The sequence below is a fragment of the Nostoc sp. CHAB 5836 genome (assembly GCF_020829445.1).
Taxonomy (GTDB): Bacteria; Cyanobacteriota; Cyanobacteriia; order Cyanobacteriales; family Nostocaceae; genus Nostoc.
This window is the reverse complement of sequence record NZ_JAIVFV010000102.1, coordinates 1-23,937: the sequence shown is the minus strand read 5'-3', so window position 1 is coordinate 23,937 and position 23,937 is coordinate 1. Positions and strand designations below refer to the sequence as shown.

The window sequence follows — 23,937 nt, the reverse complement described above, 5'->3', positions numbered from 1 at the left end:
GCAGATTATGCTCGTGCATCTTCATATTTAAGTTATTTTACTGGTTTTATGTATATTCAGTAGCTTTGTTTATGTCTAAAAACCAGTAAAAACCGATTGTGACAGTTGAGGGTGCGGAATGTAGGATAGAAGAGCGCTAATGATTAATGACCAATGACCAATGACCAATGACCAATGACTACAACCGCACAGTTGAGCGCAGCAAAATCACCTTACGACTATCTACTATGCTGGCAACGAAACCGCCATTGTTAAGCTTCTGCAATGTGTTGTACGCTTCACTTTGGTTCGTGGTGTAAACTGCCAGCAAGTAAGGGCGTTGTCCATAAGAAACAAAACCGACGTTACCTCCCACAGTTTGCTGCACACTATTTACTAGTTCTGGACGGTTGTAATAATCTACCAGCACTGCATAACCCTCTCCCAAGGCTTGAGGATTATAGCTGACTGTCTGCTGAGGTGGCTGTGGCTGTCGCCGTGGCTGTGCCTGAACATCTGGAGTTGTTGGTCTAGTGGTAATTATGGCAGACAAACCAACAATATTACTGACATATCTCGCCCAACGATTGGCATCGTCAATTTTGTTAAAGCCCCCTACTCGCGTCACAGTTTCGTTGAGATATTTGCAGGTGATGGTTTTAAGTTCAGGTGGTAAGGCACTACGCAACTGCTTTTGATTATTTGCTGTGGGACTGACTACTAATAAAAGATACTCACCCGCATTTGGTGGTTGACAAAGGGGAATGGCTTGTTGGGCAAAGACAGAACTTATGCCACCAATTAACCCTGCGTAAGCGAAGCTCATCGTAGATATCGCTAATCCTAAAACACTTGGTAAAGTTTGAAATCTATGCACAAAAGTTAGATTATGTAAATTAAGGTGTCTTAGAAGATTTTATAAAAAAATATTTTGTTCCCCCAAAATAATATAGCACTAGCAGAAGTTCAATCGCTCCATCAAGTGAAGGCATTGCATTGTACGTCTACTCAGTGTCCGCGCAATTAAAAACAGACATAAAAAGACCACTGAATGGGAGAGGGGTGCAAGGAGAATAACCCAATGCCCAATTAGGCATTTCTAAGTACAACATTTCATTAATTCGTAGCGAATTCTCTTTGCGTTCCTTTGCGCTTCCCTTTGCGCCCCTACCCTGCGGGAAGGCGAGGCGCCTATGCGTTTAAATTTCAACCCTCAATTCACCACGATTTTATGCTACATCTGTACTAAGATACAGTAGCAAGCGATGCCAAAGCATCTGGTATTGCCTCAGAAGGAGCCTGGAATTCTCCTGTGATCACATACTCTAAACGCAGTTTTAACCAGGTAATAAATTGGGGATTAGTAGAAATAATCGCCACAGTTGGTTGAGGACATTTCGCCTTTAGCTCTGTAAACTGCGGTGCTTCCAAGAAAGCTGGTTGCTTAATCAACCAAAAATCTATTTGTTTTTCTTGTTCGTGGTAATGACGGGTACGTTCTTTGATAACTTCGTGTATCGGTTCTTCTTCAAGAAGAAAACGTTGACTAGCCAAAACGTAATAGTATGTTTGCATTTTCATCCTGTGGTTGCTATGTGAATAATTTAAGGGTACAGAGTGCAGCACTGTACCCTTACAAACTAACTTTTGTGGGATTTCTTGAACCAAGAACTAAACGGACAAGCACTTTTCTGGTTTTGAGTATTCGTCTGTTTGCCATTAGATGTTAGCTTTTCCAAGAACAGATTATTGTCAAAGTAGTGTTCTAAGGAAATAACCTTCAAGTCATCGGTAACTTTTGCAATGCTCATGCCGATAATTTCTACTGTCTCTCCAGTAGGTGCATGACCTTTGTATTCTCCGTTAAAATGTCCCCAATGCCGCCATTTGAATGTGACATTCGGTGGCCCTGAGAAAACTTCCATTACTTCCCAAGGAAATCCTTGGGGAAATGTTGTGTGGAAGACTTTTGCGGATGATTCAAAGCTTTCTTCTGAAGCCTTGTAGTGTTCTGAATCAGCCATAAATAAATTGTAAGTACCTTGGGCTGATAAATCTGCTGCGGTGTACTCTACTCCGCCATTGGTACTTACCCGAAAGTTTTCATTAACAATAGACAACCACTGTTGTGGGTTAGCTTTGAAGGATACCTCCATCTCGAAAGTTCGCACTAAGTTTTGCACGATCGCTTCTAATGTACCTTCAAGGTGATTGTAGATACTTTCTTTAGCGAGATTCTCTTTTGAACGAGAGTAATCAGGCGGTGTCTGATAGCGCCACTCGACATCAGCGCTTTCTGCTATCACTTTATCTCTATCCTGTACCCAAAGTGGCAGGTTATTAGATTGTGTTGCGCTCATAGAAGTTTTTGCTGAAGATTTGATCCCAATTTCTAGATTTCGCAGTGACAACCCTCTGTGGGGGAGATGGGGGAGATGGGGGAGATGGGGGAGATGGGGGAGATGGGGGAGATGGGGGAGATGGGGGAGAAAGCAATGCCCTATTCCTTATTCCCTATTCCCTCTTATAGCTTGCTTCATCTCGCGGACTGCCCTTTCTATACCAACTAATGCTGCCCGACTGATGATGGTATGACCAATGTTCAGTTCTTCCATGCCTGGAAGCGTAGCCACTCCATAGACGTTCCAGTAGGTGAGTCCATGACCAGCGTTGACTCGCAATCCGGCTTGAATGGCTTGTTCACACCCTTTAGCTAATATGGCTAATTCTTGCTGACGATTTGTCTCATCTTTCGCCTCAGCGTACTGTCCGGTGTGCAATTCAATAAACTGCGCCTGTAGCTTGACAGATGCTTCGATTTGTGCTGGTTCGGCATCAATAAATAAACTAACTGGAATGTTAGCGCTTTGCAATTTATCGACGATCTCACCTATTCTAGCAATTTGCCCGACAATATCTAGTCCGCCTTCTGTTGTGACTTCTTCACGCTTTTCGGGGACTAAAGTCACGTAATCTGGTTTGATATCGAGAGCGATCGCCAGCATTTCATTTGTAGCGGCCATTTCTAAGTTCAGATGCGATCGCACTGTTTGCCGCAATATCCGCACATCCCTGTCTTGGATATGCCGCCGATCTTCGCGCAGATGTACTGTAATTCCATCTGCACCCGCTAATTCTGCCAGCACCGCCGCCGCTACGGGGTCTGGTTCTACCGTCCGCCGTGCTTGCCGGATGGTGGCGATGTGGTCAATGTTAACGCCAAGTGTAGGCACCCAAATTTCTCCCAAATCCACAGTCCTCAGAATTTGATTTTACCGGAAATAGTGGGAGTTTTGCATGATTTCTAAAGCGATCGCTGGTCAAATTGTGGTCGAAGAGCGGTGCGATCGATGTAAATTCCGTAATGGGAGAAGAGACAATTCCAGATGCAATCCTTATCCCCCGTGGTCACTGAGCTTGTCGAAATGCTCACAATCCCCACAGAGATGAGTACATTGAAGGTGGGGACTTGGGCGACACGTTAAAAAAGTTGATTTGTAAATTCAATCTGCTAAGTCGATGCGTAGAAATAAACATAATCCTCATATCTCCGACTTCTTTAGAACGTTTGAAGTTGAATTAGCTTAACTTAGTTATACATAGTTACTACAATTATTACTACATAAATTCTCTGAGGTGATATGCTTTTAAACCTGCAACAAATTATTGTCAAATCTGGTCAACAAATGTTACTTAAAGATATTAGTTGGCAGCAGTTAGAAGATATTTTAGAAGAAATGGGAGAAAAGCGTGCTGCACGTATTTCTTATAGTGATGGTTGGTTAGAAATTATGGTTCCCCTACCAGAACACGAAAAAGATAAAGAATATATTGGTGAATTAGTCAGAATTTTATTAGACCAACTCCAAATTGATTTTGAGCCTTTTGGTTCCACAACACTTAAAAATGAACGAATGCGGCAAGCAGTAGAACCAGATACCAGTTTTTATATTCAAAATCAAGCTGCTATCATTGGGAAAAATCGCATAGATTTAAATATAGACCCACCACCAGATTTAGCAATCGAAATTGATATTACTTCTCGGACTCGATTTGAAAATTATGAAGTTTTGGGAGTTCCTGAACTTTGGCGACATACACAACAAGGGTTAGAAATTTTATTGCTACAAGAAGGGAAATACATAAAATCTGAATCTAGCCCTAATTTTCCTGATATTCCAATTATTGAGTTAGTTAATGAATATGTTCAACAGTGTTTAACAATTGGGAGAAGTCAAGCTATGCGTAATTTTAGAGATTGGGTGAAGAATAATTTATGAGGGGCAAGGGGACAAAAAGAATAACTATTCCCCATGCCCCATGCCCTACTCCCCACTCCCTTCTTTCACAAGTTGAGCTTTTGCCTGTTGCCAGAGAGTTTCTAACTGATCCAAACTGTAATCAGAAAGGGGACGGTCAACAACTGCCTCCATTTTTTCTAATCGCTGGACAAATCGCTGATTTGTGCCTTGCAAAGCGGCGCTGGGGTCAAGATTATGCCAACGGGCTAGCTGAATAACTGCAAATAGTAAATCGCCTAATTCTGCTTGTTGTCGTGCAGTTGTTTCCTCAGCCAAAGCCTGTTGAAACTCCCCCAACTCCTCATGAAACTTCTCCCAAACGCCCTGAATATTTTCCCATTCAAACCCGGTGGCCGCAGCTTTTTGAGAAATCTTCATTGCCGCCGTCAGTGGAGGAAGAGTGCGCCCATAACGAGCGAGTTTAGCACTAAGTTTTGGCGCGTCTGGGGATGATTCGCCTTTTTCCTTTGCTTTGATTTGTTCCCAATTTTGCCGCACCTCATCCACACTCGCAACTGTCACGTCACCAAAGACATGGGGATGACGGCGAATCAACTTTTGGGAAATTCCCTGAGTTATTTCTTTGAGAGAAAATTGCCCAGATTCACTAGCGATTTGGGCTTGTAGTACCACTTGTAATAATAAATCGCCTAACTCTTCTGCGATCGCACCTTTATCCCCACTCTTAATGGCATCCACCACCTCATAAGCTTCTTCAATCACATAAGGCGTTAGGGTTTCGGCAGTTTGAGCTAAATCCCAAGGACAACCACCATCAGGCGATCGCAATCTCGCCACCACCTCAATTAACTCCTGCAACGCCGCCAAAGTATCAATTTTGTCATTTGTCATTTGTCATTTGTCCTTTGTCGTTCTGCCGTTGCTCTTTCTGGTAACTGTAGCTCGACGAGTACCATTCTTCGTCACTTTCCGTTTCTTAATTTTGCCACTAGCAAGCAACCCACCAATGCCCTGTTTTTGCACGCGCTTATATGCCGAACCGCCCCAATCACTGAGAGAATGACTCATCGCGCCGAGTTCCAAGCCTAAAAAGAAGGCGATATATTCAGTATCATATTGCAGGAGCGATCGCCCCACAATTCCAGCCAAATCTTGCCAACTAAAACTCCGATTCCATAGCTTTTGGGCGATCGTCAACACGAAAATTGCCAAAATAGCAAGCAAACACGCCAAATAAAGTACCCGTAGGATCGTGCCGATAATCGGCCCGTGAGATAAAAAAGAACGATGGCGGAGACTTTTTTGATAAGGTAGCCAAATCCAGCGCAAGAAACCCCAACGTTGAAATTGCACAGAGTAGATATCCAAATCGGGGCCAAACATCAGCCCGCCAAATAGAAACCCGCCTGCAACCAACAAAGTCGCATTGCTACTGCGAGTTTGCCACAAAGTAATGCCCGCCACCAACGGCAGAGTATACATAGTAATACGATCGTGCGTCCGACCAGAGGGCATCCTAAATCCTGTTAGCGATAGCGGGGCGTTTAGCCCGTGCTGAGTAACTGAATCACCGAACTTCTGATTGGTGGCTTTTGCCGATCAGAGTTCTCACTGAGTCAGTATAAGAGAAAAAAAGATTTTCTTAAAACTACTAGCGCAATGCTAAATCTTTTGCTATCTTAGATAAAGATTGCATAAAAGGGCGGTTAGCTCAGTTGGTAGAGCGCCTGCCTTACAAGCAGGATGTCATCAGTTCGAGTCTGGTACTGCCCATCATCAAAAAGCCGTTGTTTCAACGGCTTTTGGCATATTTGAGTAAAACGGTTTTGTGAATTAGAGCAATGGGATCTTGTGAGGTCTGGTGAAAAACAAGCGATCGGGATGAATCCTTCCGGGCGGAGGTAGAAGCAACACCAGCCGAGGAAATTTGGGAAGGGATCTGATCGCTATATCTATTTAATTTTCTGAAAATTCTCGATTGTTAGATAGATTTCTTCATCAGCTATTTGACTGTTGTAATCGATATTAATTTGGGTTGGATAGCCGAATTTAGAATTATATTGTACATTCAGGCTGTATGCCTTACGATTGATTGCATCTTGAATTACATTAAAAAGCTTGGGAATTGTTTTGTATTTTTCAAAGTATTGCGGATTAGCTGGTTTACCATCTAAAGTGATTGAAGTTGTTTGACCATTACGTACTTCAATGACTACTGGGCCTCTAGCTTCTCCTATACAAAAGCAGCTGTTGCTAAATGTATAGCGATAGTTAGAAATATTCGCCTTATCCCACAAACCGCGATTAAAATTTAATCGTCTTAAATTCAAGTTATTATTCGCTTTATGTTGTGCAGTCTCTAAGGGAGTTTGAGACATCGCTGGTAGGTTTACACCTAGAGATAGCAATACTGCTGCACTGATGATGATCGGTAAGCGCATATTAATCAGTTGACTTTTGAAACAATTGAAGTATTATAATACATAAATTCCTTTGGTTGTTTAAATAAACTTTATTTTTTGATAAAAATTGATTCGTGGATAACTGAATCTCTATCTTTTAAGAATACCCATAGACTTCTTGCAAAAGTCCCTAACACCCCACCCCCAACCCCTCCCGAAGAGCGGGGAACTCGGGGCCCCCTCTGGGCATTAGGGGCAGGGAGACAAAGCGTAGCTTTGGCTCTTTGGGGTTCAAATTGTTTGATTTATGCAAGAGGTCTCATATATCCAGGACTATTTCATTCTCACCTAGCCCGCCTCAGAATGAATTCTGAGTCTAATAGCGAAAGTCGTCTCAAGACGACTGAGAAAAGATTATAGTCCAATACACTTGGGTTAAGCATTTCCTCCTTCTCTTCTCTCTGTGTTCTCTGCGCCTCTGTGGTTCCTAAAAAAGAGAGTTTTAGCCCTTTTGTGAACCGTATTGGGTTATAGTCCGTTTTAACGGACTTTAGCTATGAGCCAGGAACTTCAGTTCCTGGCGGTTTATGTCTAGAATGAAATAGCCCTGCCCATATATCCCCGGCAGAGCCAGGGAAAGAGGAAATCCTAACTCGCGGCTAAATTTCCCCAACCCACATAGGGTAATTTTGCCGCCGTTGTGCGAACTCGATCAGCGTTAGCTACTAACTGACCGCAAGCGTCCCAAGTTCCAGAAATGAATGTGCTTCTAGTACCTTCACCGATCGCAACTGGGGCGGTGTAATCACCAATTTGCACTTGTAAAGTTTCCAGATTTACTGTCACGGCGGCTTGGGGATTAGCAGCGACTAACTCTTGTAGTTGTTTAACAGTAACAGCATCGCCTGTCACGCAAGGTATGCCCATTGCCACACAGTTACCAAAAAAGATTTCTGCAAAACTTTCACCGATTAAAGCTTGGATTCCCCATTTAGCGATCGCTTGGGGTGCGTGTTCTCGTGATGAACCACAGCCAAAATTTCTATTGACTATTAAAACCTTCGCACCTTGGTATTGCGGTTGGTCAAAGGGATGTTCACCTTTGAGTGCTTTCCGGTCATCGATAAATGCGCCTTCACCTAACCCGTCAAAGGTAACGGCTTTCAAATATCGGGCGGGAATGATCCGATCAGTATCTATATCATTGCCCACTAAGGGTATACCGCGCCCTGAAACTGTTTTAACTTCACTCACCATAAGTTTTATAAGAAACGAACCGCATTCGCGTTAGTGTCTCCCCCTGGGAGAAGGACGCAAAGAAAAGAAAGAAAGTTTAAGTAGAGCGGCGTGAATAACTCAAGGTTTGTAGTGAACGCGAGTGCGTCTTGTAGAGAGGACTTTAGTCCTGGTTTTAGGGCTGAAGCCCTTACTACGAACTAATTCTAAATTTTTTACATTACTTAATGTACTTTGATTTATTCACGCCGACTTACTTAAGAGAGTTTTCTCTGTCACGAGGTGGGGTTACAGCAACTCGCGCACATCAGAGACTTCGCCTTTAATGGCAGCAGTGGCAACCATCGCTGGACTCATTAATAATGTCCGACCGGAGGAGGAACCTTGTCTTCCTTTAAAGTTGCGGTTAGAGGAGGAGGCGCTGATTTGTGTTCCTTGGAGCTGATCGGGGTTCATGGCTAGGCACATAGAACATCCTGGTTCACGCCACTCAAATCCGGCTTCCTGAAAGATTTTATCCAGTCCTTCAGCTTCCGCCTCTTGCTTCACCCTTTCGGAACCTGGGACAACGAAGGCTTTGATTCCCTCTGCAACGTGACGACCTTTGGCGATTTTCGCCGCTTCTCGCAAATCAGTAATTCTGCCGTTGGTGCAACTACCAATAAAGCAGACATCTATTTTGGTGCCCTTAATCGGTTGACCAGGATATAAATCCATGTAGCGGTAAGCTTCTTCGGCAATAAATCGGTCTTCTTCTAGCAGTTCTTCCGGCTGAGGTACTGACTGGTTGACACCAATACCTTGACCGGGAGTAATCCCCCATGTAACCGTAGGAGAAATTTCTGCCGCATCGAATACCACTGCATCATCGTATTGCGCATCAGCATCACTCTTGATGGATTCCCACCAAGCCACTGCTTGCTCCCAATCTGCACCTTTGGGAGCGAAATCTCTGCCTTTGAGGTAGTCGTAGGTGACTTGATCAGGATTGACGTAGCCGCATCTAGCACCGCCTTCGATCGCCATATTGCAGACAGTCATCCTCTCTTCCATGTTCATTTGCTCAAATGTCGTACCTGCAAATTCGTAGCCATAGCCCACACCACCTTTAACGCCGAGTCTGCGGATGATATGCAAAATGACATCTTTGGCGTAAACTCCGGGGTTGAGAGTGCCGTTCACTTCAATTTTGCGGACTTTCAACTTCGAGAGGGCGAGAGTTTGGGAAGCTAGAACATCCCGGACTTGACTAGTACCGATACCAAATGCGATCGCACCAAATGCCCCATGACTGGAAGTGTGGCTATCTCCACAAGCGATCGTCATTCCGGGCTGGGTCAGCCCAAGTTCGGGAGCGATGACGTGAACAATACCCTGACTACCAGAACCGATATTGTAAAAAGTTATGTTATTTTCTTGACAATTATTTTCCAGCGCCTGAATCATTTCCTCTGCCAAGCTATCGGCAAAGGGACGCGCCTGATTTTGTGTAGGGACAATATGATCGACTGTGGCAACAGTCCGCTCTGGAAACAGTACTTTTAGACCCCTCTCACGTAACATCGCAAAAGCCTGGGGACTGGTGACTTCATGAATTAGGTGAAGCCCAATAAATAGTTGCGTCAGCCCTGAGGGAAGTGTACCAACGGTGTGTAAGTCCCAAACTTTATCAAACAGGGTACCTTTGCTCATCAGAAATATGGGTAGAAACCCCGTCCTTCTAGGACGGCTTTATATTGGATTTGGGCACCATTACCGCCTTGGGGTTGTTTAATTCGGGGTACTTTTGTATTGCACTTTCAACGGGACAGTTACCGATTCAAACCTTACAACCCTGTACGCATAACGGTTTTGCTACTTACGTAGCCTCCCTTTCGGGGTTAAGTTAGCTTCTCCCAAGGGGAGACGCTGCGCGAACGCCAATGTTTTAAGAGCTTGTTAGGCTAGCAGCACTGTCTCAGTGACCTTAAGACTTGTTTAACCACTAGCGACAGAGCAAGGAACTAGCTTGTCTTGCGACACGCTTACGCGAACGCATTCCTAGGTGTCGTGACTCAAAAAACGTAGCCAAGTTTTGGCTTAGGCTGGTCAGAATGGCATGAAGGATTTCTCTTTCAAGCCTCATGCCTTTAGGCTGAGGTTCCTGACAGGCCAATTCAGTATGTGAACTACCCCAACCTAAGACGGACGGGGCTTCCCAATTCATCGGGAAAAGCCTCAAGGACTTCGTAGTACTAGAAAGTCTGACATTCCCTCCAAGGGCAGAAGTCCTGGTTCCCAAGACCCAAATTTTCTTCTTGCAACATATACCTATTAGCTTGGTTTTCGCTTATGGCATTGATGGTCAAGACTTCAATATCCTACCAGAAAATCCGCATCCCTTGGGGAGACGCTTTAGCACATGGGGATTCGTCATACATCTGGAAAAAAGTTTTTACTTATGTTTTAAATCAATTCCAGATGCAATCCTCAATAAGAGCTATTCATCTCCAAGAGTATGAGTACATTGAGGGTGGGGACTTTGCGTACCGTTAAAGAGTCCAGTCTTAAATAGTATCAAAAAAAGTCTGGGTTTTTGCAGAGCAGTTAATATTACTTACAGCTTTGCAATAGAGTGAATCTTCTTAAAATTTTATTCCGATATATCGCGATATATGATGATATATCGTATATTAGAGAAAGTTGATTTGAGATTCATTTATGTTTAGACACTTTCAGTCACACTTTCGGGCACCTGTATGGGCAGGAGTTAGCGAAGATGATTTTTTGCTTGTCAAGTCTTGGTTTGGGCATGGCAAGCATCATGGTAGACATCATGAGAAACACTTTGGCAATGAAATGTTTGGTCGTGGTTGGGGAGATGAATATCGGACTCGTCGGGGTGACATCAAGTTCATCCTGCTGGAATTATTATCCGAGCATCCTAGTCATGGTTACGACCTAATTAAAGAGATGGAAACTCGCTATGGTGGTTTCCGTCGCCTCAGTCCTGGTTCAGTGTATCCAACACTGCAATTGCTGGAGGAAGGTGGTTATCTCAAGAGCGCACAGGAAGGTGGTAAGCGGATTTATACGATTACGGATGAGGGTAGACAATTATTAGCAGAACGTACCCAACAAGACACTCCAGACTCTCCTTGGGATAGCTTCAAAACTTTTGTCACAGGTAAGCCTCAAGAGTTTATTGAGCTGCGGAATGCCGCAACAGAGTTAGCTGCTGTTGTGGTGCAGGTTGCTCGTAGTGGCAATATGGAACGAATAAATCAGGTGCGTGAGCTTTTAGAGCAAGTTAAACGGGAAATTTACGCAATTCTTGCCCAAAAATAAGTAGAGACCGGTCAGCAACAGGACTTACGCAAAAATTCCTAAAAAGCTTAATTTATCGAACCGCCAAGACGCCAAGAGCGCCGAGAATTCGTAGGGTGTGCGTAAGTCCTAAGCAAATTAAGTAAGTTGGCGCGAAAAAATCCAAGTATGTTACGAAACGTAAATAGCCCTAAAATCTTTACTAATGACCAATGACAAAGGACAAATGACAGCCTTAGCCAGTTAGCTTTAATTGCGCCAACCTAATTAGCGTCTCTACTTTCGATGTTCTCAGATTTTGCCCTTACAAGTTAGAAGCGATCGCACTTAAATCTGGCTCGATGAGTGAGTTCAGCAATGTCCACAACTGCAAATCAGTAAAATCTGGGATTGCCATAAATGCGCCGACATCCCGCAAAACTTGCGGTTCGTGGGTTGACGCTATACCAATAGTGCGGATATCTGCGCCCACCGCAGAACGAATTCCAGAGGGAGAATCTTCTAAAGCGATCGCTTCCTTTGCTGTAATCCCCAACTTGTTTAAGGCAACTTGGTACGGTGCAGGGTCGGGTTTACCTGCTATACAATCATCCGCTAAAACAACTGTATGGAAAGCTTCTTTTATTCCCAAAACCTCTAGCATAAATTCTGCGTTTAATCTAGGGGCATTAGTTACTAATGCACGTTTTAACTGATGTGTATCTGTCCAGGCTAGTAGTTCAGAAAATCCATTCAGGGGTTTGAGATTCGGGGCGAGTTTACGGAAAAGCGCCTCTTTTTCCTCTGCAAATTTTTCCCCTTGTGTTGCTGATAATTGTGGCAGAATGTCTTTGACAATTTCTGGATTTAGCCGCCCACTAATTCGCGATTTATAAAATGTTTCATCAATTTCTACGCTAAAATTCAACAGCATTTCCTGCCAAGCTCGGTAGTGTATGGGGTCGGTGTTGACAATAGTGCCGTCTAAGTCAAAAAGAATAGCAGCTAGCATGATTTGTTGGTAAAATGTAAATAATTGTTAACTTAATTTAAATAGTTTACATTGTTTCTTGGTTAATACAGGGTAAAAAGTCGCGAATTATTCTGCTAAATCCGAAAATCTATACTGGATAGGGCATCTAAATGCAGACAGATAGAGCCTCTCAAGTAAGTACGTTGGTGCGAAAAAAGTCAAGTATGTTACGAAACGTAAATAAGCTTAAAACCTTTACTAATGAGCAATGACAAAGGACAAATGACAGCCTTAGCCAGTTAACTTTAATTGCGCCAACCTACTTAACTGCCAAATAATTGATCCCTTCTGTGTAAGCAAATGCCAGCCGCTACAAACTTTTTTCGCGTTGATGACTTACTAGTGCAGATTTACAACTCTGAAGTCGAAATGGCTCAGGACGTTGCCGAAATCGTGCAAAAGCATTTACAGCAAGTTCTCAAGCAACAGGATACAGCCGCAGTCTTGTTAGCAACAGGTAACTCCCAACTGAAATTTCTTGATGCTTTGATTGCATTGGGTGGTGTAGATTGGTCACGGATTATTCTGTTCCATCTAGATGAATATTTGGGAATTACTGCTGACCATTCTGCCAGTTTCCGGCGCTATATGCGAGAACGTGTAGAGAAGCGAGTTGTTCCTAAAGAATTTCACTATATAGAAGGTGATACATTGCAACCAGTAGCAGAGTGCGATCGCTACACTAAACTGCTGCAAGCACAACCAATTGACTTATGCTGTCTTGGTGTTGGCGAAAATGGACATTTGGCTTTTAACGATCCAGCAGTAGCAAATTTTCAAGATCCTTACAGCGTGAAACTGGTGAAACTGGATACAGTGAACCGTCAGCAACAAGTAAGCACAGGTCACTTTCCGAATCTAGAAACTGTCCCACAATATGCTTTTACTATCACCATCCCAACAATTTGTTCAGCTAAAAAAATTATCTGTCTTGCTCCTGAAAAACGTAAAGCTAATGTGGTAAAAGAGATGTTGCAAGGATCTGTAAGCACAGATTGTCCGGCTTCTATTCTCCGTCAACAATCCCAAGCGACGTTATTTTTGGATGTCCAATCTGCTCATTTTGTAGATTTCTGTGGTTGATTGATTTTCAAAATCGATAGTCAAGCGTTTTGGAGCTTGCAATTAGAGGATGTTTTAAAAGTGGTTGGCTGTGATTTTCGGCACTTTTAGATCCCCCCTAACCCCCCTTATTAAGGCAATACGGTTCAGTTAAGGCTAAAACTCTTTGTCAAAGTCAACTTTTTTAACGAACCGCAGAGGCGCAGAGGAAACAGAGAGAAGAGAAAAAATGCTTAACCCAAGCGTATTGCTTTTTAAGGGGGATCTGGAACGTTTTGATACCTACAATAGGACTTTTCAAACATCCTCTTAGAGTTGAAAGTATTTTTCCACACATCTAATAAATATTTCCACACCCATTCCCAAGGCAGTTTCGTCAAAGTCAAACCGGGGATGATGATGGGGATATGCTAAGTCTTTCCCTTGATTCGCAGAACCTAAAAAGAAATAGCAACCAGGAACTTCTTCCAAGAAAAATGACATATCTTCAGCAGCCATAGTTTGGCATTCTGGCACAACACCCATTGGGGTTTCTACCACTTCTTCTGCTACAAATCGCACCAATTCTGCCATCTTCACATCATTAATTACTGGTGGATAAAGTGACCAATATTCTAAGTTATAATTTGCCCCATGACTTTGACAAATTCCGGCAATAATCTGCTCGACACGCCCTTTGAAAAAGCCTTTCAAACTAGGATTAAAATACCTGACAGTAGCATTCATTCTGGCTGTATCAGCAATCACATTCCGCTTGGTTCCAGCATGAAGTTCGCCCACTGTCACCACTGCTGAATCAATGGGATTAACATTCCGAGCGACAATGGTTTGTAGGGCATTTACGATTTGAGCAGCAACGACAACGGAATCCACAGTTTGATGGGGTAGTGCGCCATGTCCACCTTTGCCCAAAATTGTGCAGTTAAAACATTCCACAGCTGCCATCAACGCCCCAGCACGCACACCCACTGTTCCCAAGGGCAAATTATTCCACAAGTGCAAACCAATAATCGCGTTAACATCAGGATTTTTCAGGACTCCAGCTTCAATCATCGGCTTTGCGCCTCCTGGTGATTCTTCGGCTGGCTGGAAGATAATTTTCACCGTACCGGAGAAGTCTTGGCGATGCTGTTGGAGATAGTAAGCTGTACCTAGAGCGATCGCTGTATGTCCATCATGTCCACAAGCGTGCATCACTCCATCATGCTGCGATTTGTACGGCACTTCGTTGAGTTCTTGAATGGGCAAAGCATCCATATCGGCCCGAATCGCTAAAACTTTTGGATTTTGGATTGTTTTTGAATCTTGCCCTTTGCCTTTTATGGTGGCAACAATGCCAGTGTGGGCAATTCCAGTTTGATGCTCAATTTCCCATTCTTGCAGCTTTTTTGATACAAACTCAGCCGTCAGTTTTTCTTGAAAACCTAACTCTGGTTGTTGATGCAATCGCCGCCGCCACTCTACTAATTGGGGTTGCAATGAACGGATCGCAAGTCGGATGCGAGATAGGTCAACAGAAGAGGGATCGGGAAAGGTGGAAACCATTATGAAGACAAACTAGTTTAAGTACAGCTAACTGAGATTATTTTCTCAGTTTAACGTGAGTTGGACGAATCTTCGGTAACTACTTAGTGGCCTATTCCATTAATTTTGATGATATACATTTTTTGTCTGTAGTAAGGACTTTAGTCCCTGATTTTTTGAGAAAATGAAGTGCTTACTACGAACCTATCAAAACTTGGTGATCGACCAGATTTTCGAGAGAGATATAAGACAATACAGTTCATTTAAGCATTTCCTCCTTCTCTCTTCTCTCTTCTCTCTGTGTTCTCTGCGCCTCTGTGGTTCGTAAAAAAAAGAGTTTCAGCCCTTTTGTGAACCGTATTGAGATATAAGAGCCTATTGATAAACTAAATATTAAGTAGGGTGTGTTACGGCTGTGTAGGAACTTGAGGATTTGAGAAAGTCCAATTTAGCCGTAACGCACCATATTTACAGGTGCGTTAAAGCAGCGCGTAACGCACCCTACAATTTAAGGCTTACTTTATAAATGCTCTCTAAGATTACGCAGTAGCTTGAAGTTATGAGCAGAATAGAGGACTCTTATTTGATTTATGAATTGATTTATTCAGGTGGGCAATAGGAAAATATTAATTGCTTCTTACCTGACAATACGGTGATTTTTTCACAACTCAAATCTGATTCTTCTCGAGAACTAATTAAACAAACTCAATGCCTCTAGCTTAACTGTAAACTACCTCCATCGCAAGTAAATGTTTTAATTGTAATTCTCTTGAAATCAAGGTTAACTCCATAAAACTTCTTCAGAGCAAATTTATTTGATTCTCGTTCCTTTTTTTCTGATAACAGAATAGTAATATCATCAGCAATATAATCAAAATTTTTATCTATGGTGTACTTCTCACGGTAATTTTCTCCTTTCCATTCATACTTGTGATCTTTGTCTTCTGTAGCCTCGGCATATAAAAATATCGTTTCACTTTCAGCAAAATAACTAGGGGTTATAGTTCCGCCTGGAGAAATTACATTCCAACCTCTAGTTTGCTCTATATCATTTAAAGCAGTGAAATTAGCGGCGACTCTAATAGGTTTATCGCAATTATTTTTCAGTGTAATTTTATTACTACTTAGATTTGTATTTTCTTTTTGCGAGGTTGAAATTTCAGCCTTATGTTTATAATATCTTTCTTCAGCATCTGCTTGTTTCTTAGACAGGATCTCCCGCATCATTTTTTCTTTATCAGCTTGTACTTGAAACTTTAATTTCTCTTGTTCGGCATTAATCTGCAAATGTGTCTTTCTGTCTTCAAATGCTATCTTTTGTTTTTCTGTATTCTGACTAAGAATAACTCCACCAAGAGTAAATATTGAAGTGATAATTGTTACTACTACTGTTGCGTCTTTCCACAATTTATTGTTGTTACTTATATCTTTACTGGATTTTTTTTCTTTATCTGGTTTAGGTGAGAACTTTAAATTAGTTGCGTCAACGTTGCTAACTCCAGATATGGAAATATCAGTAACTTTGAGTATCTGTTTTCCTAAACAGATAACGCTGCCCTTGTATAAAGAAAATTCTTTGTCGGGATACAGTAGTACTTCATCCACGGTGGGAAGATTTTGTAGTCCTCGCAAATTCCTAATAAAAAAGCGATTTTGCAGTTGATTGAAAAAGATTTCGACGTGGAGAGTTGATACAGTATCATCTTGCAGAACTAGATCACACTTCGGATCGCGACCGATGCTGACAGTTCCACTAACTTGATGAGTTTTTAATTCGCCTGCATCTTCCCATTGAAGAGTGAGTTCCGATTGTGAAATGAGTGTTGTCATTGTTTTAACCCTATAAATTTTCACAATTGACTACAACTCTATACCTGATGATTTCGGATGTAGCTACGTAAAAATCAGCAATTTTCTTTTAAGTAGGTTGGCGCAATTAAAGTTAACTGGCTAAGGCTGTCATTTGTCATTGGTCATTTGTCATTGGTCATTTGTCATTAGTAAGGGTTTTAAGCTTATTTACGTTTCGTAACATCTTTGGCTTTTTTCGCACCAATGTACTTAAGTAAGTCGGCAACAATAAATCAAACTATATTACGAAACGTAAATACACCTGAAACCCTTATAAATGACTAAGAACAAATGACAAATGACAGCCTTAGCCAGTTAGCTTTATTTGCGTCGCTCTACTTAGTTAGTTTAATCGTTCTGAAATATTTAGTGTTTCCCAATCTAAATCTGATGCTATTTGAGCAAGTTTATCTAAATCAGTCAGGCTATCTAAATAAGGTAAGCAGCCTAAAACTGGCGTGTTCGTGAGTGATTGAATCAATTGATGTGGTGTCCAGTCGGCTATTTCTGCATCCGTTCGGGGTTGTACGCAGTTCAGCACAATGCCTTTGAGATTGATGCGCGATTGTCTAGCTAATGCTACATTTGCCACTGCTTGAGCGATCGCCCCCAATCTCACTGGTACTACCAATACCGTTGGTAATCGCCATTCTCCCGCCAAATCAGCTACCGTTAATTCCTCTGTGACTGGCGAACCTAACCCTCCCAAGGCTTCTACAAGGACAAAATCACGATGCGATCGCAATTTAGACAAAGCCTGCCATACTACTGCTAAATCGACTTGGCGATTTTCCCGTGCTGCTGCAATCGGAGGAGCCAGAGGTGCTTGAAAGTACAAGGGTGTAATTTCTTCAGCAGATTGTTCTAGCGCAAATAGCTTTTGATACCACTCGCGATCGCCAATTCCCGATTGAATCGGTTTCATGATTCCCCAGCTACGCTGCGGGTAATATTTTTGCCAATAGGCTGCTAATGCTGTGGTTAAAACAGTTTTACCAGCTTCGGTATCAGTTCCAGTAATCAGTAGTGTATTTAACATTAAGTAGGTCGGCGCAATTAAAGTCAACTGGCTAAGGCTGTCATTTGTCATTCGTCATTTTTCATTAGTAAGGGTTTTAAGATTATTTACGTTTCGTAACATACTTGATTTTTTTCGCACCAACGTACTTAATTTCTTTGGCCAGAAAATGGTTGTGTTCCATTATCAGGCGGAAAAGTTTGCGTTTCACCGCTCGTAGGAAGTGGGATGGGTGTTTCTGTGGGAAGTGGGGTGGGTGTTTCTGTGGGAAGTGGGGTGGGTGTTTCTGTGGGAAGTGGGATGGGTGTTTCTGTGGGAAGTGGGATGGGTGTCTCTGTGGGAAGTGGGGTGGGTGTCTCTGTGGGAAGTGGGGTGGGTGTTTCTGTGGGAAGTGGGGTGGGTGTTTGTGTAGGTGTTGGTTTGACTGGTTTTTCTAATGCAACATTGAGATTGTAATTGCTTTCGGCAACTCCTGAAACCAAAGTTAACTCAATAATATATGTACCAGTAACCAGCAATGTGCCTTCATACAATGTTACTTGCTGGGGATTAATATCAATAGGTTGTTGATTGGGACTTAGAACTGTTAGTAAAACGCTGCTTCCTGACTCAATAAATGTAGTTAACTTGTCACCTTGCTGCCCAAAAAAAGTGTACCGGATTATTTGATTTGTTTTGAGAGTATCCTTAACGGTAGCTGTGTTATTTGCTGCCAAATTGAGGCGCTTAGTAGATATAACAGGTTGCTCGTTGGTGGGTGTGGGTGTTGATGTGAATGTAGTACCACCAGAAATTACTGGTGAAGGGAAATTTTGTGGAACCGTCTTATTTGGTGTTTTCGACTGACTGCGGATGGAACTTACCAGCGCCCAAGAACCGAATCCCGCTATGATCACTACAGCGCTACCAATTGCTGCGATCGCTAAAGGATTATCCAAGACCGAGCTAGTGGGACTTGGTGGAATCACAGGATCGGGTTGTTTGTTGGGCGAAGGCGCTGGTGGTACAAAATCAGGACGGCGACCAACAGCCATTGTTTGCAAGTTTGATGGATTCAGGGGAGGAAGACTAGGCTGCTGTGAAGGTTGTAGTGCTTGAGATACACTAGCAGCACTTTGGTAGCGATCGCTTGGTATATGATTCAACATTCGATTCAAAACCAGGGTAAATCGCGGATTCACTCTTACCCACCTTTGCCAATTCCAAGTTAGTTGGTTTTCGTCAAATAGATCCCTTGGTTCTTTACCAGTGAGCAAAACTACTGCTGTCACTGCTAATGCATACAAGTCACTGCTAGGATAAGCTCCTCCTGTTTGCATTTGTTCACTAGGAGAGTAGCCTAATTTTCCCACAGTGGTTTCTGGCATTGCACTCTCTGGCGATCGTAAACGTGTTGCCAGTTCCTTTACCACCCCAAAGTCAATTAACACAGGTTTAGCGTCACTATCTCGCAAAATAATATTTTCTGGCGAGATATCTCGGTGAATAATCCCTCGACTGTGAATATGCTCTAAAACAGGCAACAAAGAGTGCATCAACTGCAATACTTCAGCCTCCGTGAAAGTTTGACCAACAGCTTGACGTTCAGCCAGCAGAGTTCGGTACGTCTGACCTGCAACGTAATCTTCCACCAAAAATAAGCGTTGATCTTGCTCAAATCTTTCCCGGAACTTAGGCACTTGTGGGTGTTCGATTTGATATAAAACGGCAGCCTCTCGGTGAAAAAGCTCTTGTGCCTTCTCCCAAGCCAAAGCTGACCTTGCTGTTGAAATCAACTCCTTGATCGCGCAAAGTTCGTTAAAGCGCCTCTGGTCTTCAGCCAGATAGGTTCTACCAAATCCTCCTTGTCCGAGAACTTGAATTATGCGATAACGGTTTTGCAAGACAGTGCCAACTGTAATCGGTGGTTGCATGATCGATTAATTGAGTGTAGTAGTAACTGAGGAGGAAGTCACCCACAAAGATTAAGTCCAAGAGGCGACACAGTTACGTGCAGCGATATTCTACCTTACCTAATAGATATCTCCAGAAATTAGGTTTTCACTAAGACAGGATAAGGATTTCAGGTTCTTAGGACTTACGCACACTCTACGAATTTAGGACTTACGCAATAACTCTCTGAAACTCTTATTGCTTTGTGACCAACTCTTACGAGACGCACTCGCGTTTGCGTCCTTCTCCCAGAGGGAGACGCACTCGCGTTTGCGGTTCGTTTTTTGATTATTTTGCGTAAGTCCTGGAATTCTCGGCGCTCTTCTCTTCTTACGCTGCGCGTTGGCGTCAGCCTAAGAAGAGAAGACAGTTCGATAAATTAAGCTTTTTAGGAATTTTTGCGTAAGTCCTGCTTCTACCTGATTGCACTAACTAAGTCGTTGGAAGTAAACCAACCTATATTACGAAACGTAAATATGCTTAAAATTCTTACCAATGAAAATTGGACTTGGGACAAATGACAGACCTCGCCAGTTATTTTTAATTGCGCCGACTTACCGCTATTCTGGAATTTTATTGTCTGAATTAAAACTTAAAATTAAATCTACCAGTTTATTTATTTATTGCTAGTATCATAGAATATAATAGGATACACCCTAAACACTTAGTTCCAAATGTTCTCTTCTCTAAGGACAAACTTCAATATTACTTAAGTTGTAAATGCTTTACTAGCAGTTATAAATGAGGTAATTACTAAGAAGCAATTTAGCACACCAATCTTTGAGAGATTGGGGTTATTTACCTCAACCCACAAAATTTGAGTTATAGACCTAGTGGACGGACTTGATGTCCATTAAGCTATCAATAGTTTGCTTGCGAAGAAAATTAGACAGTTAGCGAATGATAATTTTATCGGAAAATGTTTAAATTTTGTATGGAAGCTTTAATAAAACTCACAGATGTTTTTTTAGGCGATTTCTCGGTTAAATCTATTAAATCTCTAATGATAATATTGCTATGAATGCACATAGAGGATCTGCTGTGCTCAGTTCTGCAACTTTCAAAGTGCAACCATCTGCAACAGGACTGACCGATAATCATCGCCTGCGGCTGTTTTCTGGTTCTGCCAATGTACAACTGTCTCAAGAAGTCGCTCGTTATGTGGGTATGGACTTGGGGCCAATGATTCGTAAAAGATTTGCGGATGGAGAACTTTACGTTCAAATCCAAGAATCAATTCGGGGTTGTGATGTCTATTTAATCCAGCCATGCTGTCAACCCGTCAACGATCATTTGATGGAATTATTGATTATGGTTGACGCCTGTCGTCGAGCTTCTGCGCGACAAGTGACGGCAGTAATTCCTTACTATGGCTATGCCCGTGCCGATCGCAAAACAGCAGGACGAGAGTCAATAACTGCCAAGCTGGTTGCTAATTTGATTACCGAAGCAGGTGCTAACCGCGTTCTAGCAATGGATTTACACTCGGCTCAGATTCAAGGCTATTTCGATATACCCTTTGACCATGTTTACGGTTCGCCAGTATTGCTGGATTATCTCGCAAGCAAACAACTGCCCGACCTGGTAGTTGTTTCCCCTGATGTTGGTGGTGTAGCACGAGCTAGAGCATTTGCGAAAAAACTGAATGATGCTCCACTGGCGATTATTGACAAACGTCGTCAGGCACATAATGTTGCAGAAGTGTTAAATGTCATCGGCGATGTTAAAGGAAAAACAGCAGTGTTGGTGGATGACATGATCGACACTGGAGGCACGATCGCTGAAGGGGCGCGATTACTGCGTGAAGAAGGAGCGCGTCAGGTATACGCCTGTGCAACTCATGCAGTGTTCTCTCCACCTGCAATGGAGCGGTTATCCAGTGGGTTGTTTGAGGAAGTTATTGTTACAAATACCATTCCCATACCAGAAACCAATCGTTTTCCCCAACTAGTGGTGCTGTCAGTAGCTAATCTCTTAGGAGAAACTATCTGGCGGATTCATGAAGATACTTCCGTTAGTAGTATGTTCCGCTAACTGTGATTCACGTTACAGAAATAAATTACCCACATTGACGCCTTAATTGGGTACAGTGTGGGTTTTTAGTTAGAGCAGGTTTCTTTTACATGAATAGGACTTATGCAACTGGCATATTATTTTGGGTTTGTAGTGAGGACTTTAGTCCTCTTTCATCAGGGCTGTTCGCGGAGCGTTCCGGTAGGGTAGCCCTCACTACCATAGGTGTCAACTTAACGTTAAAAGGGCGGTTAGAAACCGCGTCTACACAGACGAAACCCGCCTGCGCGGGTTAAAAATATTAATTTTCTCTTAGTCCGCGCAGGCGGACGAAAGTTTGTGTAGCCGCGAATTCCATTCGCCCAGGCTTAAGTTGACACCAATGCCTCACTACAAACTAAAAGCTTTTATTTTTTGTGACACTTGCGTAAGCCCTAATGAAGTACAAAGCTACGGGTTTAGAGGCAGCTATGCTGGAGGTAGAAACTGTTTAGCTCTGATTTTAACGAACTTTGGGGGTTTAAGTCCCCGTCACAAAACTTAATTACGAATTACGAATTACGAATTATTTTAACTCCTGCATTTTGTACCTCATTTACTTGCAAACTGCTCTATGTAAAATGGATATAGAACTGCCAAATGAGAATACTTTGATTCAGTTTGGACAATTTGGGTAAAGAGGACAAAGGGATGGTTGCAACTCCTAAAAAAGTGATTTCAGTTTTACCTTTGGAAAATGGCGATCGCTTATCTCGCTCCGAATTTGAGCGTCGCTATCAGGCAATGCCCCATTTAAGAAAAGCTGAACTGGTTGAAGGAGTTGTGTATATCATGGCATCGCCACTGAGAATTAAAAGTCATGGGGAACCACATGGCGACTTGATCGGGTGGTTGTGGAATTATAAAACTGCAACGCCTGGGGTTGTTTTGGGAATTGAACCCACAGTGCGTTTAGATCCGGATAATGAACCACAGCCTGACGCGGTACTATTCATTCCGGGCAGACAGGCATTTATTAGTGAAGATGATTATATCCAAGGCGCACCCGAACTGGTGATAGAAGTAGCAGCAAGCAGTGCAGCCATCGATTTACATGATAAAAAACGCACTTATCGCCGGAATGGAGTACAAGAGTATATTGTCTGGCGAACATTAGATAATCAGTTGGATTGGTTTAGGCTGCAAGCAGATGAGTATGTTTCCCTACCAATGGATGAGCAGGGAATTATTCGCTCTCAGGTGTTTCCGGGGTTGTGGTTGGCGGTATCTGCCTTGCTCTCAGGAGAAATGACAACGCTGTTATCTGTGTTACAAGTAGGTTTAGCTGCCACGGAACATCAAGAATTTATGCAAAAGTTGAGTGAGAATATGGGAAAATAGTCTTCGACTCACGCGGAAATTATTTATTTTAGCGATCGCAGTCAGGTTGAGGTAGGTAATGTACTCTACGATGATGGGAAGCACCTGCCAAAGGCGATCGCTTTCTCTGTGGCTAAATAGTATCAGGGTCAACGCCTAGCGATCGTAATTGTTCCTTCAACCTTTCCACCTGCGACTCTGCTTGTTCCCTCGCCAATCTCTCCTGTTTCAACGCTTCTGCCAACTCTTCTGGAATCAGCAACTTTTCCCCAGTGTCTTCTCGATAAAAACCAATCAGTTGACCCTCTATTTGCAAACGCAGCTGTAAAGGTTCACATCGACTATCTGTAATTGGCTCATACACCTCGCCTCGCAGTCGATAGCCTTGCAATTGCTCCTTAATCCACTCTCCCTTCGGATCAAATAACCAGTATTCCAGTACCCCTAACTGCTGATACAGCGTCTTCTTGAAACCCGTGTCCTGGTTTTTGGTGCCCTCCGAGGTCATTTCAAATATTACTACAGGTACTTGTCCCTCTTCCCATATTTTGTAATTATCCCGACCTCCAGGAGCGACATTAAAAATCACCATTACATCAGGAGCTACGCGTAACCTCGGAAAACCCTGAGCATAATAGAGAAACTGGTTACTTAAAACCGTTGCTTGCCGACCCAGCAAATATTGCCTTAATGCTTCTAAAGTTGCCAGTAAAGCACATAAATGAACATAACTTTCTGCCAAAGGTTCACCATCCGAGCTTGGATAAAAAACTTCTGTTGATTGAGAACTGGGTAAGAGGCTAGTCATAATTAGCCACCTGATTAAGAGAATGAGTGCATGATTATATTATCTCAGCTCGACTTTATCCAAAATTAAGAACTCGGTTTTCTTTATGCGGCAAAAACCCTGGCTTTTTAGCAAATACTTTTTCCACTCTACAGGTTATCCATAAAATTCAAAAACTAAAACTACCGTTCCAC

The 23,937-nt window shown here is 42.7% G+C and carries 21 protein-coding genes and 1 tRNA gene; 7 read left to right on the top strand and 15 right to left on the bottom strand.

Annotated elements, in window-relative coordinates:
* Positions 1-178 precede the first annotated feature (178 nt).
* The 3 genes from LC605_RS19900 to LC605_RS19890 form a co-directional block, all read right to left on the bottom strand.
* On the bottom strand, positions 179-805 hold the full coding sequence (locus LC605_RS19900) for a hypothetical protein (protein ID WP_229549244.1): 627 nt from the start codon (positions 803-805) through the stop codon (positions 179-181).
* Between the two features lie 419 nt (positions 806-1,224).
* Positions 1,225-1,554 (bottom strand): MgPME-cyclase complex family protein, encoded by a 330-nt coding sequence (locus LC605_RS19895; protein WP_229549243.1) that lies wholly within the window; start codon positions 1,552-1,554, stop codon positions 1,225-1,227.
* Positions 1,555-1,619: 65 nt separating this feature from the next.
* Positions 1,620-2,339: a SnoaL-like polyketide cyclase gene (locus tag LC605_RS19890; protein WP_229549242.1), complete on the bottom strand. Its 720-nt coding sequence runs from the start codon at positions 2,337-2,339 to the stop codon at positions 1,620-1,622.
* A gap of 44 nt (positions 2,340-2,383) precedes the next feature.
* Here LC605_RS19890 and LC605_RS33040 point away from each other — a divergent pair, with 44 nt between their 5' ends.
* Entirely contained in the window at positions 2,384-2,509 is a 126-nt protein-coding gene (locus tag LC605_RS33040; RefSeq protein WP_267868603.1) for a hypothetical protein, read from the top strand.
* On the opposite strand, the gene LC605_RS19885 is transcribed toward LC605_RS33040, so the two are convergent.
* Entirely contained in the window at positions 2,487-3,212 is a 726-nt protein-coding gene (locus LC605_RS19885) for a pyridoxine 5'-phosphate synthase (protein WP_229549241.1), read from the bottom strand. The two genes, LC605_RS33040 and LC605_RS19885, sit on opposite strands and share 23 nt — an antisense overlap.
* Before the next feature lie 408 nt (positions 3,213-3,620).
* Here LC605_RS19885 and LC605_RS19880 point away from each other — a divergent pair, with 408 nt between their 5' ends.
* A complete protein-coding gene (locus tag LC605_RS19880; protein ID WP_229549240.1) occupies positions 3,621-4,259 on the top strand; it encodes a Uma2 family endonuclease in 639 nt (212 codons plus the stop codon).
* A gap of 45 nt (positions 4,260-4,304) precedes the next feature.
* Here LC605_RS19880 and mazG read toward each other — a convergent pair whose 3' ends face one another.
* On the bottom strand, positions 4,305-5,132 hold the full coding sequence (gene mazG, locus LC605_RS19875; protein ID WP_229549239.1) for a nucleoside triphosphate pyrophosphohydrolase: 828 nt from the start codon (positions 5,130-5,132) through the stop codon (positions 4,305-4,307).
* A gap of 3 nt (positions 5,133-5,135) precedes the next feature.
* On the bottom strand, positions 5,136-5,756 hold the full coding sequence (locus LC605_RS19870) for a metal-binding protein (RefSeq protein WP_229549238.1): 621 nt from the start codon (positions 5,754-5,756) through the stop codon (positions 5,136-5,138).
* Between the two features lie 185 nt (positions 5,757-5,941).
* Here LC605_RS19870 and LC605_RS19865 point away from each other — a divergent pair.
* Positions 5,942-6,014 (top strand) — tRNA-Val (locus LC605_RS19865).
* Between the two features lie 179 nt (positions 6,015-6,193).
* Here the strand turns inward: LC605_RS19865 and LC605_RS19860 are convergent.
* The 3 genes from LC605_RS19860 to leuC form a co-directional block, all read right to left on the bottom strand.
* Entirely contained in the window at positions 6,194-6,682 is a 489-nt protein-coding gene (locus LC605_RS19860) for a DUF6174 domain-containing protein (protein WP_229549237.1), read from the bottom strand.
* A 609-nt stretch (positions 6,683-7,291) separates the two neighbouring features.
* Positions 7,292-7,900, bottom strand: coding sequence for a 3-isopropylmalate dehydratase small subunit (leuD, locus tag LC605_RS19855; protein ID WP_229549236.1), 609 nt, complete (start codon positions 7,898-7,900; stop codon positions 7,292-7,294).
* Positions 7,901-8,167: 267 nt separating this feature from the next.
* A complete protein-coding gene (gene leuC, locus LC605_RS19850) occupies positions 8,168-9,571 on the bottom strand; it encodes a 3-isopropylmalate dehydratase large subunit (protein ID WP_229549235.1) in 1,404 nt (467 codons plus the stop codon).
* 1,008 nt (positions 9,572-10,579) lie between these two features.
* Here leuC and LC605_RS19845 point away from each other — a divergent pair.
* Positions 10,580-11,206 (top strand): PadR family transcriptional regulator, encoded by a 627-nt coding sequence (locus LC605_RS19845; protein WP_229549234.1) that lies wholly within the window; start codon positions 10,580-10,582, stop codon positions 11,204-11,206.
* A 283-nt stretch (positions 11,207-11,489) separates the two neighbouring features.
* On the opposite strand, the gene LC605_RS19840 is transcribed toward LC605_RS19845, so the two are convergent.
* The gene (locus LC605_RS19840) at positions 11,490-12,176 is read right to left on the bottom strand and encodes an HAD family phosphatase (RefSeq protein WP_229549233.1); all 687 of its coding nucleotides are present in this window, start codon (positions 12,174-12,176) and stop codon (positions 11,490-11,492) included.
* A 321-nt stretch (positions 12,177-12,497) separates the two neighbouring features.
* Between LC605_RS19840 and LC605_RS19835 the strand changes: the two genes are divergently transcribed.
* Complete coding sequence (locus LC605_RS19835) at positions 12,498-13,280, top strand: glucosamine-6-phosphate deaminase (RefSeq protein ID WP_229549232.1); 783 nt, start codon at positions 12,498-12,500, stop codon at positions 13,278-13,280.
* A gap of 288 nt (positions 13,281-13,568) precedes the next feature.
* On the opposite strand, the gene LC605_RS19830 is transcribed toward LC605_RS19835, so the two are convergent.
* The 4 genes from LC605_RS19830 to LC605_RS19815 form a co-directional block, all read right to left on the bottom strand.
* Complete coding sequence (locus LC605_RS19830; protein WP_229549231.1) at positions 13,569-14,804, bottom strand: M20 family metallopeptidase; 1,236 nt, start codon at positions 14,802-14,804, stop codon at positions 13,569-13,571.
* 693 nt (positions 14,805-15,497) lie between these two features.
* Complete coding sequence (locus tag LC605_RS19825; protein ID WP_229549230.1) at positions 15,498-16,613, bottom strand: FHA domain-containing protein; 1,116 nt, start codon at positions 16,611-16,613, stop codon at positions 15,498-15,500.
* Positions 16,614-16,977: 364 nt separating this feature from the next.
* A complete protein-coding gene (gene bioD, locus LC605_RS19820; protein WP_229549245.1) occupies positions 16,978-17,673 on the bottom strand; it encodes a dethiobiotin synthase in 696 nt (231 codons plus the stop codon).
* Between the two features lie 128 nt (positions 17,674-17,801).
* Complete coding sequence (locus LC605_RS19815; RefSeq protein ID WP_229549229.1) at positions 17,802-19,565, bottom strand: serine/threonine-protein kinase; 1,764 nt, start codon at positions 19,563-19,565, stop codon at positions 17,802-17,804.
* A 1,036-nt stretch (positions 19,566-20,601) separates the two neighbouring features.
* Here LC605_RS19815 and LC605_RS19810 point away from each other — a divergent pair.
* Entirely contained in the window at positions 20,602-21,618 is a 1,017-nt protein-coding gene (locus tag LC605_RS19810; protein ID WP_229549228.1) for a ribose-phosphate pyrophosphokinase, read from the top strand.
* Positions 21,619-22,287: 669 nt separating this feature from the next.
* Complete coding sequence (locus LC605_RS19805) at positions 22,288-22,977, top strand: Uma2 family endonuclease (RefSeq protein WP_229549227.1); 690 nt, start codon at positions 22,288-22,290, stop codon at positions 22,975-22,977.
* Positions 22,978-23,089: 112 nt separating this feature from the next.
* Here LC605_RS19805 and LC605_RS19800 read toward each other — a convergent pair whose 3' ends face one another.
* Entirely contained in the window at positions 23,090-23,764 is a 675-nt protein-coding gene (locus LC605_RS19800; protein WP_229549226.1) for a Uma2 family endonuclease, read from the bottom strand.
* Positions 23,765-23,937 lie beyond the last annotated feature (173 nt).